The organism is Hydrogenophaga sp., from assembly GCF_051860785.1.
In the GTDB taxonomy this organism is placed as follows: domain Bacteria; phylum Pseudomonadota; class Gammaproteobacteria; order Burkholderiales; family Burkholderiaceae_C; genus Hydrogenophaga.
Genome location: NZ_JBIMLB010000020.1, coordinates 1 through 14,856, shown reverse-complemented (window position 1 = coordinate 14,856; position 14,856 = coordinate 1). Strand labels below are relative to the sequence as shown.

Here is a 14,856-nt window from a genome sequence, read left to right as displayed (position 1 = left end):
AGACTACAGATGGACTTCGATTTTTCCGACGACCAGAGCGCGCTGCGCGACGCGGTTCAGAAATGGGTGGAGAAGGGCTACGACTTCGAGCGCCGCCTTGCCATCGTGAATGCCGGCGGATTTGACCGCAAGGCCTATGGCGAGCTCGCCGAACTGGGCTTGGCCGGGCTCTACGTGAGCGAAGACGACGGCGGCCTGGGCATGGGTCCGGTCGAAGGCATGGTGGTCATGGAGGAACTGGGCCGCGGCATCGTGCTCGAGCCGCTGGCGCAGACATTGATCGCTTCCGGCCTGCTGAGCGGCTACGCGCCTTCCGAACTCAAGGCAGTCTGGCTGCCACGCGTGGCATCGGGCGAGGCGCTGGTGGTGCTCGCGCACCAGGAGCGCAAGGCCCGCTACCGGCTGGATGCCTGCACCACCACCGCCACGCAAGCCGGCGGTGGCTGGACGGTTTCGGGCAACAAGAACGTCGTGCCGGTCGCCGACCAAGCCGACGCCTTCATCGTGCCGGCCATGGCGGGCAGCCAGCTGGGCTTGTTCCTGGTGGAACGAAGCGCCTCGGGTGTGACCACACGCGGCTACGGCACGCAGGACGGCTCTCGCGCCGGTGACCTCACGCTCAAGGATGCGCCGGCCCAGTTGATCACGGCCGATGGCCTGGCCGCGCTGGAGCACGGCGTGGACATCGGCATCGCCGCCGCGTGCGCCGAAGCCGTGGGCGTGATGGACAAGACCGTGGCCATCACCGTGGAATACATGAACACACGCAAGCAGTTCGGCGTGACCATCGCCACCTTCCAGGCATTGCGTCACCGCGTGGCCGACATGAAGATGCAGCTCGAGCTGGCCCGCTCCATGAGCTACTACGCCAGCCTCAAGCTGAACGCGCCTGCGTCAGAACGCCGCGCCGCCATGGCACGCGCCAAGGTGCAACTGGGCACGGCCATGCGCTTCGTAGGTCAGCAGGCGGTGCAACTGCACGGCGGCATCGGTGTGACCGACGAATACATCGTGAGCCACTACTTCAAAAAGCTCACGCAGTTGGAGATGACCTACGGCGACACGCTGCACCACCTGGGCGAGGTGTCTTCCCGCATGCAGGACACGGCCGGGGTTTTCGCGTGACCACGCGCCGCACCCTCTTCGCGCTGGTGGGTGTCGGCCTGCTCGTGACCGCCTGCGCCAGTGCACCCACGGGGCCGGCCCAACCACCGATCGTGTTCGTGCATGGCAACGGTGATTCGGCCTCCATCTGGCAAAGCACCGTGTGGCGATTCGAGGCCAACGGCTGGCCGCGCGAGCGCCTGCACGCCATCGACCTACCCTACCCGCTCGCGCGCGACGAGGACGGCAAACCACAGCCAGGGCGAACGTCCACCGCCGAGCACATGGCTTTCCTGAAGGCGGAGGTGGAGAAAGTCATGAAGGCTACCGGTGCGAGCCAGGTGGTGCTGGTGGCCAACTCGCGCGGGGGCTATGCGGTGCGCAACTACATCCAGAACGGCGGCGGCGACAAGACCGTGAGCCACGCGGTGCTGGGCGGCGTGCCCAACCACGGGGTCTGGGCCGTCAAGGGTTTCCGCGAGGCCAACGAGTTCTCGGGCACCGGCCCGTTCCTCACCGCACTCAACGCAGCGAAGAACGCGGCGGGCGACGAGGTGAGCAGCCCCGTGAAGTGGCTGACCATCCGCTCCGACAACAACGACAAGTTCGCCCAACCGGATGGTCTGTGGATCGGCGCCAAAGGCACACCGACGAACGTCAGCTTCGACGGCCCGGCGCTCAAAGGTGCACAGAACCTCGTGCTGCCGCGTGTGGACCACCGAGAGACCGCGTTCTCGCCCGCGGCTTTCGACGCAACCTGGCGGTTCATTACCGGCCAGGCACCGAAGACCACAGCGATCCCGCCCCAGGGCCAGCCGGTGCTCAATGGCAAGATCACCGGCCTCGGCCTGTCATCGACCGACCCCGCCTCGGGCAACTACTCGAACAACCTGCCACTGCCAGGGGCTCAGATCGAGGTGTACGCGACCGACCCCGCCACGGGCGAACGCCGTGGTGCCGCCGTGCATCGCAAGACCGTAGGCACCGATGGCCTGTGGGGTCCGTTCACGGCGCAAGCCGATGTTCCCCATGAATTCGTGGTCAGTGCACCGGGCTATGCCACCACCCACATCTACCGCAGCCCTTTGCCCCGCGGCAGCGACCTGATCCACCTGCGCGCCGAACGTCCCGCTGCGGCCGACAAGGACGGCAAATCCATCGTCACCTTCACGCGACCACGCGGTTACTTCGATGCCGAGCGCGACCGCATGGCATTTGACGGCAAGGCATTGCCCGGCGTGCCACCCACGGGGGCCGGTGTGTCCAGTTCGAAGATCAAGCTAATGGAGGACGGTGTTCGTCCGATTTCCGCAGAGTTCAACGGCGAACGCATCACCGGCCGCACCTGGCCCTCCTCAGACAACCGCCTCGTGGTGCTTGAACTGACCTATTGAGCCCTTGCCCCAGCTCACGCATGCAGGCGTGATGTCTTGGGCAGATGGGACATCAGGAACTCCATCTGGTCCGCCAGGATGCGGCGGTTGCGCAGGATGAAGTCTTCCCACAGGCTGGGCACATAGGGGGCGTAAAGCAAGCCCATGTTGGCCTGCTCGGGTGTGCGGTTTCCCTTGCGGTGGTTGCACGAACGGCAGGCGGTCACCACGTTCATCCACAGATCCCGGCCATTCTGACCCAGCGGCAGGATGTGCTCGCGGGTGAGATCGTCTTCATGGAAATGGTCGCCGCAATAGGCGCAGACATTGCGGTCGCGCGCGAACAGCTTGCTGTTGGTCAGCGTGGGACGCAGGTCGAACGGATTGATGCGCGGCACGCCCTGGGTGCCGATGATGGAATTGACCGTGATGATGGACTGGCGCCCGGTGACCGCGTTGTGCCCGCCGTGGAACACCGCGATCTCGGCCCCCATCTCCCAGCGCACCTCGTCCGCGGCGTAATGCAGCACGGCTTCTTCCAGACTGATCCACGACTGTGGCAAGCCTTGCGCGGAGAGTTTCAAGACCTTCAAGACGGGCTCCTTCTATCGAACAAGTCAACAGGAAGGGCGGCTCCCGGAGGAACCGTCCGGCGCCAGCAGGCGGTGCTGCGGGCGCATATGATCGTGCACCAATATAGCAAGACTTTGTGAGCGGGCCTTGTCAGCGGGCGCATAAGCCACAGGTGCCACCCTTTCAACACCCCTTGACGGCATGAAAATCTTTCGCGGTTTGCGCACCCACCGGGCCGGTTCGCCGGGCTGCGCACTGACCATTGGCAATTTCGACGGTGTGCACCGTGGCCATCAGGCCATGCTCGCGCTGCTCAACAACGAAGCCCAGCACCGTGGCGTGCCCAGTTGCGTGATGACCTTCGAGCCGCACCCGCGCGACTATTTTGCAGCCCTGCACCACAAACCCGAACTGGCGCCGGCCCGCATCGCCACACTGCGCGACAAGCTTCAGGAGCTCGAACGCTGCGGCGTGGACGAGTGCCTGGTGCTGCCCTTCAACGCCCAGTTGGCCAACCAGGCCCCACAGGCCTTCATTGAAGACACGCTGGTGCAAGCCCTGGGGGTGCGCTATGTGCTGGTGGGCGACGACTTTCGCTTTGGCGCGAAACGCGCGGGCGACTACGCCATGCTCGATGCCGCTGGCTCCCGCATGGGCTTTGACGTGGCGCGCATGCAGAGTTACGAGGTGCATGGGCTGCGCGTGTCGAGCTCGGCGGTGCGTGAAGCCCTGGCGGCGGGCCGCATGGACGACGTGACCGCCCTGCTCGGCCGGCCCTACAGCATCAGCGGGCACGTGGTGCACGGCCGCAAACTCGGCCGCCAACTGGCCGAGAGCGCCCCTGGCAGGGGCGACGGCTTTCGCACACTCAACCTGCGGTTTTCCCATTGGAAGCCGGCCGCCAGTGGCATCTTCGCGGTGCTGGTCCATGGGCTCGGTCCCACCCCCGCATCGCCCCCCTTGCCCGGCGTGGCCAACCTGGGCGTGCGTCCCTCACTCGACCCCGACGACATCAACGGAGGGCGCGTGCTGCTCGAAACCCATTGCCTGCAATGGCCCGAGGCCTTGGCCCGCAGCCTGCCCAACGGAGAGGCCTACGGTAAAATCGTGCGCGTGGAACTTCTGCACAAACTGCACGACGAGCTGAAATACGACGGCCTCGACGCCCTGACCCAGGGCATCGCCCGGGACTGCGACGACGCGCGCGCCTATTTCGCGTCACTGCACACGCAGACCCACCGTCAGACCACCCGCGACCGAATTTAACGACCTGTCCGTCCGGTCGCCGCCCTTCGACAGGCTCAGGGCGAACGGTTTCCAGTCTCCCGTCCCCTCATTCCCCGTTCGGGCTGAGCTTGTCGTAGCCACCACGGAAATCCCCGGTCATGTCCGACACCACCGCCACCACCGACTACCGCAGCACCCTCAACCTGCCCGACACCCCTTTCCCCATGCGCGGCGACCTGCCCAGGCGCGAGCCGGGCTGGGTCAAGGCCTGGCAGGACGAAGGCCTGTACCAGCGCCTGCGTGTGGCGCGCGCTGGCGCGCCGCTGTTCGTGCTGCACGACGGCCCGCCCTACGCCAACGGCAAACTGCACATCGGCCACGCGCTGAACAAGATCCTCAAGGACATGATCGTCAAGAGCCGCCAGCTGGCCGGTTTCGACGCCCAATACATCCCCGGCTGGGACTGCCACGGCCTGCCGATCGAGAACGCGATCGAGAAACTGCACGGCCGCAACCTCAGCCGCGACGACATGCAGGCCAAGAGCCGAGCCTTCGCCACCGAGCAGATCGGCCAGCAACGCGAAGACTTCCGTCGCCTGGGCGTGCTCGGCGACTGGGAACGCCCCTACCGCACCATGGACCCGGCCAACGAGGCTGGAGAAATCCGCGCGTTCAAGCGCGTGATCGAACGCGGCTTCGTGTACCGGGGCCTGAAACCCGTCTACTGGTGTTTCGACTGCGGCTCGTCTCTGGCCGAATTCGAGATCGAGTACGCCGACAAGAAAAGCGAGACGCTGGACGTGGCATTCGAGACGGACGACGGCGCGAAGCTGGCCGCCGCCTTCGGCCTGCCAGCGTTGCCTGCTGGCAAGTCCGGCTTTGCCGTCATCTGGACCACCACCGCCTGGACCATCCCGGCCAACCAGGCGCTCAACGCCCACCCGGACTTCACCTACGCCCTGGTCGACACGCCCAAGGGCTGCCTGGTGCTGGCCGAGACCCTGGTCGGGAAATGCCTGGAACGCTTCGGCCTCACCGGCACGGTGCTGGCCACCGCGTCTGGCAAGGCGCTGGGCGGCCTGAACTTCCGCCACCCGCTGTTCGATGTGGACGCCGGCTACCGCCGCCTCTCGCCCGTGTTCCTGGCCGAGTACGTGAGCGATGCGGACGGCACCGGGCTCGTGCATTCCTCGCCCGCCTACGGCCTGGACGACTTCAACTCCTGCACCGCCCACGGCATGAAGGTGGAGGACATCCTCAATCCGGTGCAGGGCAACGGCGCCTATGCGCCCGACTTCCCCCTGTTCGGCGGCCTGCACATCTGGAAAGCCGTGCCGGCGATCCTGGAAGCGCTGAAGAACGCTGGCCGCCTCATGGCGACGCAGACCATCACGCACAGCTACCCGCACTGCTGGCGCCACAAGACCCCGGTGATCTACCGCGCCGCCGCGCAGTGGTTCGTGCGCATGGACGAGGGCGAGGGCGTGTTCACCAAGGACAAGGCGCCCAAGACCCTGCGCCAGACCGCGCTGGACGCCATCGAGCAGACCCGGTTCTTCCCGGCCAATGGCAAGGCGCGCCTGCATGACATGATCGCCAACCGCCCCGACTGGTGCATCTCGCGCCAGCGCAGCTGGGGTGTGCCGATCCCGTTCTTCCTGCACAAGGACAGTGGCGAGCTGCACCCGCGCACCATGGAGATCCTCGACCAGGCAGCCGCCATCGTGGAAAAGGGCGGCATCGAAGCCTGGAGCCGCGTCACGGCCGAAGAGATCCTGGGCGCGGGCGACGCGAAGCTCTACACAAAGAGCACCGACATCCTGGAGGTGTGGTTCGACTCGGGCTCTACCTTCCAGCATGTGCTGCGTGGCAGCCATGCCCAGGCCTACAACCGCCTGCCCTACCACGCCAGCGGCCCCGAGGCCGACCTGTACCTCGAAGGCCACGACCAGCACCGGGGCTGGTTCCACAGCTCGCTGCTGCTGGGTTGTGCGCTGTATGACCGGGCGCCTTACCGCGGCATCCTCACACACGGCTTCAATGTCGACGGCCAGGGCCGCAAGATGAGCAAGTCGCTGGGCAACGTGATCGAGATCGAGACCTTTGCGAAAGACCCGGGTGCCGAGATCGCGCGCCTGTGGGTGGCTTCGACCGACTACTCGGGCGATCCGCCGATGGACAAGAAGGTCATCGCGCGCGTGACCGACGCCTACCGCCGCATCCGCAACACGCTGCGCTTCCTGCTGGCCAACGTGAGCGATTTCGATCCCGAAAAGGACGCGGTGCCCTTCGAACAATTGCTCGAAGTGGACCGCTACGCGTTGTCGCGCGCGGCGCAGTTGCAGGCCGAAGTGCTGGCGCATTTCGAGGTGTACGAGTTCCACCCGGTGGTTTCCAAGCTGCAGGTTTACTGTTCGGAAGACCTGGGTGCCTTCTACCTCGATGTGCTCAAGGACCGCCTCTACACCACGGCTCCCAAGAGCCTGGCGCGTCGCAGCGCGCAGACTGCACTGCACCAGATCACGCACGCCATGCTGCGCTGGATGGCGCCTTTCCTGAGCTTTACGGCTGAAGAGGCCTGGCCAGTACTGGCGGGTGCGCAGAGCCAGGGTTCGATCTTCTTCGAGACCTTTGCCACCCTGCCGCAGCCCGACCAGGCCTTGCTGGACAAGTGGGAGCGCCTGCACCAGCTGCGCGACCTGGCCAACAAGGAAATCGAGAAGCGGCGCGAAGCCGGCGAGGTGGGCTCCTCCCTGCAGGCAGAACTCCTCATCCGCGCGCCGGCCGATCGCGTGCGGGAGTTGACCTCGCTGGGCGAGGACCTGAAGTTCGTCTTCATCACGTCGAAGGTGACGCTGGAGACCGCAGACGGCGCGGACATCACGGTCGAGGTCACACCAGCCACGGCCCAGAAGTGCGAGCGCTGCTGGCACTACCGCGACGACGTGGGCGCCGATGCCATGCACCCCACCCTGTGCGGCCGTTGCACCAGCAACCTGTTTGGCGCGGGCGAGACCCGCATGGTGGCCTGATGCCACGCGCTTCCTTTTCCAGCATCTGGCCGTGGCTGGGTCTGGCGGCACTGCTCGTGGTGGCGGACCAAGGCACCAAACAGCTGATCCTGGCGACCTACCAACTTGGCGACAGCACCTTCGTCACCAGCTTCTTCAACATCGTTCGCGTGCACAACACCGGCGCCGCATTCTCTTTCCTGGCGCAGGCGGGCGGCTGGCAGCGCTGGTTCTTCACGGTGGTGGGCGTGGGGGCATCGATCTTCATTGTCTGGATGCTGCGCTCGAATCCGGGTCAGAAGCTGTTTTCGTTCGCGCTTGCCTGCATCCTGGGTGGCGCACTGGGCAACGTGATCGACCGCCTGATGCACGGCTATGTGGTGGACTGGCTGGACTTCCACTGGGGCTTTCTGGAAGGTCTGTTCCCGGGTGGCCATTTCCCGTCCTTCAACATCGCGGACGTGGCCATCAGCGTGGGCGCCATCGCGCTGATCCTGGACGAACTCCTGCGGCTGCGCCGCCGCCGCTGAGCGCCCGGCCAGCCCCGTGAGTCCGCGCTGGCGACAGGGGTCGCCGGTGGCGCGTATAGTTTTGGGGTTCATGAAACATCTCCTGGATCTCCTGGCCGCTGTGGCCTTGCTCGTGTGGGGCACCCACCTGGTGCGCACGGGCGTGCTGCGGGTCTTCGGCAGCAACCTGCGCCAGATCCTGGCCACCAGCACCGGCAACCGCTTCGCCGCCGCGCTCTCAGGCCTGGGCGTCACCGCCCTGGTGCAATCGAGCACCGCCACCGCACTCATCACCGGCTCCTTCGTGGGCCGGGGCCTGATCGCGCTGCCGGCCGCGCTGGCGGTGATGCTGGGCGCCGACATCGGCACCAGCCTGATGGCGGTGCTGTTCCATTTCGACCTGTCCTGGCTCTCGCCGCTGTTCATCTTCATCGGCGTCACGCTCTTCATCTCACGCCAGGGCACGCAGGTGGGCGATTTCGGCCGTGTGCTGATCGGCCTGGGCCTGATGCTGCTGGCGCTGCGGCTGGTGTCGGCGTCCACCGCCGTGCTTACGCAGAACCCGGCGGTGCAGTTGATGCTGGAATCGCTGGGCAGCGACCTGCTGCTGGAGATCCTGCTGGGCGCCACGCTGGCGGTGCTGTCCTATTCCAGCCTGGCCGTGGTGCTGCTTTCGGCCACGCTGGCCACGCAGGTGGTGGGCCTGGACGTGGCCCTGGGCCTGGTGCTGGGCGCCAACCTGGGCAGCGGCCTGCTGGCCGTGATCACCACCGCCAAGTCCGGCATCAGCACGCGCCAGGTGCCGCTGGGCAACCTGCTGTTCAAGGTGTTGGGCGTGGCCATTGCGCCCTGGTTGATCCCGCTCTGGCTGAGCGTGGTTCAGCCTGTTGTGCAGGATCCGGCCACGCTCACCGTGCTGTTCCACCTCAGCTTCAACCTCATGGTCGGCCTGGTGTTCATCGGTCTCACCAAGCCGATCTCCCGCATGGTGGATCGGCTGCTGCCCCTGCAAACCGGCAACAGCCCGCTGGACCGGCCCAAGCACCTCGACCCCTCCGCGCTGGCCACGCCCTCGCTGGCCATCTCCTGCGCCGCGCGTGAGGCCATGCACCAGGCCGACATCGTGGAGACCATGCTGCGCGGCGTGGTCACGGTGATCAAGACAAACGACCTCAAGCTGGCCCAGGATCTGCGCAAGCTCGACGACACGGTGGACAGCCTCTATTCGTCGATCAAGTACTACCTCACCAAGATCTCGCGCCAGCAGCTCAGCGAGGAAGAAGGCCGGCGCTGGACCGACATCATCAGCTTCACCATCAACATGGAGCAGATCGGCGACACAGTGGAGCGCGTGTTGCTCGACATCGAGGACAAGAAGATCCGCAAAGGCCGAGACTTTTCTGAAGCCGGCATGGCTGAAATCACCGACCTGCACGCGCGCCTGATCGACAACCTGCGCCTGGGCATGAGCGTGTTCCTGAATGGCAACGTGCGCGATGCGCAGCGCCTGCTGGAAGAGAAGGTGCGCTTTCGCGACATGGAGCGCGAATACGCCGCCACGCACCTGAACCGTCTCTCCGACCAGAGCATGCAGAGCATGGACACCAGCGCCCTGCACCTGGACCTGATCAGCGACCTGAAGCGCATCAACTCGCACATCTGCTCCATCGCTTACCCCATTCTGGATTCGGCCGGCGTGCTCGCGCCCAGCCGCCTGCGCCCGCCCGTCGAGGCGACCGATCGGACCTGAAGCCTGCAGCGAAGAGGTCGCTGTGCTACGCTGGCAGGCCGCTTTTTCAAGCGCGTTGACACAGGAGACACACATGCCCGGATTGCTGCCCCACGTCGACCCCGACGGTCTGCTCGAGTTCTCGGTGGTCTACACCGACCGCGCGCTCAACCACATGTCCCAGCGCTTCCAGGGCGTGATGACCGACATCTCGGCCATGCTCAAGCGCGTGTACGGCGCACGCTCGGCGGTGCTGGTGCCGGGCAGTGGCACCTTCGGCATGGAATCGGTGGCGCGGCAATTTGCGCACGGCAAGCACGTGCTGGTGATCCGCAACGGCTGGTTCAGCTACCGCTGGACGCAGATCTTCGACATGGGCTCCATTCCCACCAGCCACACGGTGATGAAGGCACGGCGCGTGGGTGAAGGCCCGCAGGCCGCCTGGACGCCCGCACCCATCGATGAGGTGGTGGCCACCATCGCGCGCGAGAAGCCTGCACTGGTGTTTGCCCCGCACGTGGAAACCGCCGCCGGCATGATCCTGCCCGACGATTACCTGCGCAAAGTCGCCGACGCTGTGCACGCTGTGGGCGGGCTCTTCGTGCTCGACTGCATTGCCTCGGGCGCCATGTGGGTCGACATGCAGGCCACCGGCGTGGACATTCTCATCAGTGCGCCGCAGAAAGGCTGGAGCAGCTCGCCCTGCTGTGCCATGGTCATGCTCAGCGAGCGTGCCCGCGCCGCGATCGATGCGACGCAGAGCACCACGTTCGCCATGGACCTGAAGAAGTGGCTGCAGATCATGGAAACCTATGAAGGGGGCGGCCACGCCTACCACAGCACCCTGCCCACCGACGCGCTGACGCGCCTGCGCGACACCATGAAGGAAACCGAAGCCTACGGCGTGGAGCGGGTGCGCCAGGAGCAGATGGCACTGGGCACCCAGGTGCGCGAGCTGCTGCAGAGCCACGGTTTCCCGAGCGTCGCGGCGCCAGGTTTCCAGGCGCCAGGCGTGGTGGTGAGCTACACCACCGACCCGGACATCCAGTCCAGCAAGAAATTCCTGGCGCAAGGCCTGCAGACGGCCGCCGGGGTACCGCTGCAATGCGACGAAGGGCCGGACTTCAAGACCTTCCGCATCGGCCTCTTCGGCCTGGACAAGTGGCACGACGTGCCAGGCACGTTGAAGCACCTGGAGCGGGCGCTGGCCACCGTGGCTCCTCGCGCTGCGCAGCCCGCCTGACCAATCGCTTCAGGGCAGGAGGACCGTGCTGCCCGTGGTGGCGCGCGCCTCGAGGCTCTTGTGTGCGGCTTGCACATCGGTCAGCGCAAAGCGCTGGTCGATGCGAATCTTCACCTGACCACCGGCGACCACCGCAAACAGGTCGTCGGCCATGGCCTGCGTTCGTTCGCGACTGGAGATGTGGCTGAACACGGTCTGGCGCGTGAGGTAGATCGAGCCCTTGGCGCCCAGGATGCCGGGAGCGACGGGAGGCACGGGGCCCGAGGCGTTGCCGAAGCTCACCATGAGGCCGAACGGGCGCAGGCAGTCGAGCGATTTGTCGAACGTGTCCTTGCCCACCGAGTCGTAGACCACCTTCACGCCCTGGCCGCCGGTGATGTCCTTGACACGGGCTGCGAAATCTTCGGTACGGTAGTTGATGGCGTGGGTCGCGCCATGTTCCAGCGCCAGCCTGCACTTCTCGTCTGAACCGGCAGTGGCAATGAGCTGGAGGCCGAGCGCCCTGGCCCATTGGCAGGCAATCAAACCCACACCGCCGGCGGCGGCATGGAACAGCACGAAGTCGCCAGTCTCCAGGCCTTCCACCGGTTTGCAGCGCTTGAGCAGGTATTGCGCCGTCAGCCCCTTGAGCATCATGGCCGCACCGGTTTCAAAGTCGATGCCGTCGGGCAGCTTGCACAAGTTCATGGCGGGCATCACGCGCACGTCGCAGTAGCTGCCCGGCGGGTTGGCGGCGTAGGCGGCACGGTCGCCCGCCTTCAGATGCGTCACGCCTTCGCCCACCGCCTCGATCACCCCTGCCCCCTCCATACCCAACGCCAGCGGCATGGGAAAAGGGTAGAGGCCGGTGCGCTGGTAGACGTCGATGTAGTTCAGCCCCACCGCGTGGTGGCGGATGCGCACCTGCCCCGGACCAGGATCGCCCACGCTCAAGGTGTCGATCACCAGTTGTTCGGGGCCACCGGCCGCGTGAATGCGCACGGCGCGGCTGCTCTGTTCGCTCATGTCGGGTCTCCTCTTGTGACGACGAAAGCGGTCATGCTGCCACGAAAACCGACTGCGGAAGGTATCGGGTCACAGCAGCCCCTGGCCACCGGCGGGCATCACCGGGGCGCTACAGTCCCGGCATGTCTGCGTCGACCGAATCACGCCTTTCGCTCTCCACCATCCTGCTGCTGGTGGTGCCACCACTGCTGTGGGCGGGCAACGCCATCGTGGGGCGTGTGATGCAGGGCGTGGTTCCGCCAGTGACGCTCAATCTGCTGCGCTGGGTGCTAGCACTCGCCCTGCTCCTGCCCCTGGCAGGCTGGGTGCTGCGACCGGGCAGCCAGGGCATGTGGCCGCACTGGCGCCGCTTTGCGCTGCTCGGCCTGCTCGGCGTGGGCAGCTACAACGCGCTGCAGTACATGGCCCTGAAAACCTCCACGCCGATCAATGTGACGCTGGTGGCGGCCAGCATGCCCGTGTGGATGCTGCTGCTGGGCCGGCTGTTCTACGGCGTGGCCGTGACGCGCATGGCGGCCCTGGGCGCGGTGCTATCGATCGCCGGTGTGGTGGTGGTGCTCTCGCGCGGCGATCTGGTCCAGCTGTGGGCCCTGCAACTGGTACCGGGGGACGCGCTGGTTGTGCTCGCGTCCGTCGTGTGGGGCTGGTACAGCTGGCAGTTGGTGCGTCCCCGCCCCGGCACCGAACCTGCCCACATCAAGGCCGATTGGGCTGCCTTCCTGCTGGCACAGGTGGTGATGGGTGTGGGCTGGTCGGCCCTGTCTTCGGCCGGCGAATGGCTGTTGCTGCCCCCATTGCCCGATGGCGAGCACCACATCCAGTGGGGCTGGCCGCTGGCCGCCGCGCTGGTGTACGTGGCCGTGGGGCCTTCGCTGCTGGCCTACCGTTGCTGGGGGGCCGGCGTGGCACGCGTGGGCCCGGCCATGGCCGCGTTCTTCTCCAACCTCACACCCCTTTTCGCCGCGCTCATGTCGGCCACCTTGCTGGGCGAGCCGCCGAGCCTGTACCACGCGGTCGGCTTCGTTCTCATCGTCGGCGGCATCCTGGTGTCGTCCCGCCCCTGAAGCCTCAGAACGTCCCGGGGTAGGCGCCGCCATCCACCAGGATGTTCTGCCCCGTGATGTAGCCCGCGTGCACGCTGCACAGGAACGCGCAGGTGGCGCCGAACTCCTGCGGATCGCCAAAGCGTCGGGCCGGTATCGTCTTGCGCCGCACATCGGCAAGGGCTTCCGCAGGCTCACCGGTCTTGGTGGCGGCACCTGCAAACAGGTTCTTGAGTCGGTCGGTGTCGAAGGCGCCGGGCAACAGGTTGTTGATGGTCACGCCCTGCGCGGCCAGCGGGCTGCGTGCCGCGCCAGCGATGAAACCGGTCAGGCCGCTGCGCGCACCATTGGACAGGCCCAGGATGTCGATGGGCGCCTTGACTGCGCCCGAGGTGATGTTGACGATGCGGCCATAGCCGCGCTGCGCCATGCCGTCCACCGTCGCCTTGATGAGTTCGATCGGCGTGAGCATGTTGGCGTCCAGTGCCTTGATCCACACCTCGCGGTCCCAATCTCTGAAATCGCCCGACGGTGGGCCGCCCGCGTTGGTCACCACGATGTCGAACGCCGTGCCCGGCCCAGCGCTCACCGAAAACGCCGCCGCTCGACCTTCGGGCGTGGTGATGTCCGCCGCCACGCCGAGCACCGTCACCGACGGCGACGCCGCACGCACGCCGGCCACCGCCTCTTCCAGATCGCGCGCGCGCCGTGCCACCATGACCACGTTCACACCCTCGGCCGCCAGCACCTGCGCGCAGCCCAGCCCCAGCCCCTTGCTCGCGCCACCCACCAGCGCCCACTTGCCTTTGATACCCAGGTCCATTCGTCAATCTCCTCAGAAAAGAATGTTCATTTGCTGGCCCCGGAGGAGCCAAAGCGCGTCACCAGGAACACGCCCGAAAGCACCAGCACGGTGCCCACCACGATCCAGCCGTTGAACGGCTCGCCGAGAATCAGCACGCCCATGACGATGGTGGACATGGGGCCGATCATGCCGGTCTGCGCCGCCAGGCCCGCGCCGATGCGCTCGATCGCCATCATCACCATCACCACCGGCGCAAAGGTGCACAGCGTGGCGTTGAGCAGCGAAAGCCAGATCACTTCGGGCGCGACCACCACCGCACTCAAAGGTCGCAGCAATGCGAACTGAACGATGCACAACACGCAGGCCACGCTGGTGGCCAGGCCCACCAGGCGCATCGAGCCTAGGCGCTTGACGAGTTCACCGCTGTAGACGAGGTAGATGGCATAGCTGATCGCACTGCCGAACACCAGCGCCGTACCCAGCAGCGCGTTCGGCCCCTGAGCGCCCACCTCGTGACCGAACACCAGCAACACGCCGGCATAGCTCACTGCCATGGCGATGGCCTGCAGGCCACTGATGCGCCGTTTGTAGATGAGCCAGCCCAGCACCAGCACCAGCGTGGGGTTGAGGTAAAGAATCAGCCGCTCCAGGCTGGCGCTGATGAACTGCAGGCCCCAGAAATCCAGGAAGCTGGCGAGGTAATAACCGGTGAAACCCAGGCCGATCACCCCCAGCCAGTCGCGCCGCTTCAACACCAAGCGCCGCACCTCCTGGCCGCCCTGCCGGTAAGACGCCCACCAGGCCAGCGCCAGGAACAGCGGCAGTGAGAACAGCATGCGGTACATGAGCAGCGTCACCGCGTCCACGCCATACCGGTAGGCGAGCTTGACGATGATGGCCTTGGCGCTGAAGGCAATCGAGCCTGCGATGGCGAGCGTAAGGCCGGTGGCGAGGTGGGGGCTGGGATGAGGCGCGGAAACAGACATTCACCCGATTATCGGGATATCCCGTTTCCCTCACCCCTCACATCACCATCACCGCCTGCTGCACAAACAGCTCACGCCCCGCCGCCGCGCTGTGCGTGTACACCGCGTAGTCCAGCCCCTGATGGTGTTGTGTGCCCGCGCTGCTCCAGCTCCCCGAGCCACCCACCAGTTGCACCGCATCGCCCGCATCCCCCAGCACGATCAGCCGGTCTTGCCCTGCATCGGGCATGTGCAGCAACTGGTCGAGG

The 14,856-nt window shown here is 66.1% G+C and carries 13 protein-coding genes; 8 read left to right on the top strand and 5 right to left on the bottom strand.

Annotation, left to right across the window (positions count from 1 at the left end; translation table 11 throughout):
- Positions 1–9 precede the first annotated feature (9 nt).
- Together ACTIF6_RS21085 and ACTIF6_RS21080 are read left to right on the top strand one after the other, a co-directional pair.
- A complete protein-coding gene (locus ACTIF6_RS21085) occupies positions 10–1,125 on the top strand; it encodes an acyl-CoA dehydrogenase family protein (RefSeq protein WP_439589795.1) in 1,116 nt (371 codons plus the stop codon).
- Positions 1,122–2,498, top strand: coding sequence for an alpha/beta fold hydrolase (locus ACTIF6_RS21080; protein WP_439589794.1), 1,377 nt, complete (start codon positions 1,122–1,124; stop codon positions 2,496–2,498). Before ACTIF6_RS21085 ends, ACTIF6_RS21080 begins: the two co-directional genes overlap by 4 nt.
- Positions 2,499–2,512: 14 nt before the next feature.
- Here the strand turns inward: ACTIF6_RS21080 and ACTIF6_RS21075 are convergent, their stop codons facing one another.
- Entirely contained in the window at positions 2,513–3,070 is a 558-nt protein-coding gene (locus ACTIF6_RS21075) for an HNH endonuclease (RefSeq protein WP_439589793.1), read from the bottom strand.
- A 181-nt stretch (positions 3,071–3,251) separates the two neighbouring features.
- Between ACTIF6_RS21075 and ACTIF6_RS21070 the strand changes: the two genes are divergently transcribed.
- From ACTIF6_RS21070 to ACTIF6_RS21050, 5 genes are all read left to right on the top strand, one after another.
- The gene (locus tag ACTIF6_RS21070) at positions 3,252–4,316 is read left to right on the top strand and encodes a bifunctional riboflavin kinase/FAD synthetase (RefSeq protein WP_439589792.1); all 1,065 of its coding nucleotides are present in this window, start codon (positions 3,252–3,254) and stop codon (positions 4,314–4,316) included.
- A gap of 119 nt (positions 4,317–4,435) precedes the next feature.
- Positions 4,436–7,309, top strand: coding sequence for an isoleucine--tRNA ligase (gene ileS, locus ACTIF6_RS21065; protein WP_439589791.1), 2,874 nt, complete (start codon positions 4,436–4,438; stop codon positions 7,307–7,309).
- A complete protein-coding gene (gene lspA, locus ACTIF6_RS21060; RefSeq protein ID WP_439589790.1) occupies positions 7,309–7,818 on the top strand; it encodes a signal peptidase II in 510 nt (169 codons plus the stop codon). The genes ileS and lspA overlap by 1 nt, the downstream gene beginning before the upstream one ends.
- A 70-nt stretch (positions 7,819–7,888) precedes the next feature.
- On the top strand, positions 7,889–9,547 hold the full coding sequence (locus ACTIF6_RS21055; RefSeq protein WP_439589789.1) for a Na/Pi cotransporter family protein: 1,659 nt from the start codon (positions 7,889–7,891) through the stop codon (positions 9,545–9,547).
- A 73-nt stretch (positions 9,548–9,620) separates the two neighbouring features.
- The gene (locus tag ACTIF6_RS21050) at positions 9,621–10,769 is read left to right on the top strand and encodes an aminotransferase class V-fold PLP-dependent enzyme (RefSeq protein WP_439589788.1); all 1,149 of its coding nucleotides are present in this window, start codon (positions 9,621–9,623) and stop codon (positions 10,767–10,769) included.
- Between the two features lie 9 nt (positions 10,770–10,778).
- Here ACTIF6_RS21050 and ACTIF6_RS21045 read toward each other — a convergent pair whose 3' ends face one another.
- A complete protein-coding gene (locus tag ACTIF6_RS21045; RefSeq protein ID WP_439589787.1) occupies positions 10,779–11,774 on the bottom strand; it encodes a quinone oxidoreductase family protein in 996 nt (331 codons plus the stop codon).
- 122 nt (positions 11,775–11,896) lie between these two features.
- Between ACTIF6_RS21045 and ACTIF6_RS21040 the strand changes: the two genes are divergently transcribed.
- Positions 11,897–12,838, top strand: coding sequence for a DMT family transporter (locus tag ACTIF6_RS21040; protein ID WP_439589786.1), 942 nt, complete (start codon positions 11,897–11,899; stop codon positions 12,836–12,838).
- A 4-nt stretch (positions 12,839–12,842) separates the two neighbouring features.
- Here ACTIF6_RS21040 and ACTIF6_RS21035 read toward each other — a convergent pair whose 3' ends face one another.
- From ACTIF6_RS21035 to ACTIF6_RS21025, 3 genes are all read right to left on the bottom strand, one after another.
- A complete protein-coding gene (locus ACTIF6_RS21035) occupies positions 12,843–13,640 on the bottom strand; it encodes an SDR family oxidoreductase (protein WP_439589785.1) in 798 nt (265 codons plus the stop codon).
- 26 nt (positions 13,641–13,666) lie between these two features.
- Positions 13,667–14,608 (bottom strand): DMT family transporter, encoded by a 942-nt coding sequence (locus ACTIF6_RS21030; RefSeq protein WP_439589784.1) that lies wholly within the window; start codon positions 14,606–14,608, stop codon positions 13,667–13,669.
- Between the two features lie 37 nt (positions 14,609–14,645).
- Positions 14,646–14,856: hypothetical protein (locus ACTIF6_RS21025; protein ID WP_439589783.1), on the bottom strand; the 211-nt coding region annotated here is incomplete at its 5' end.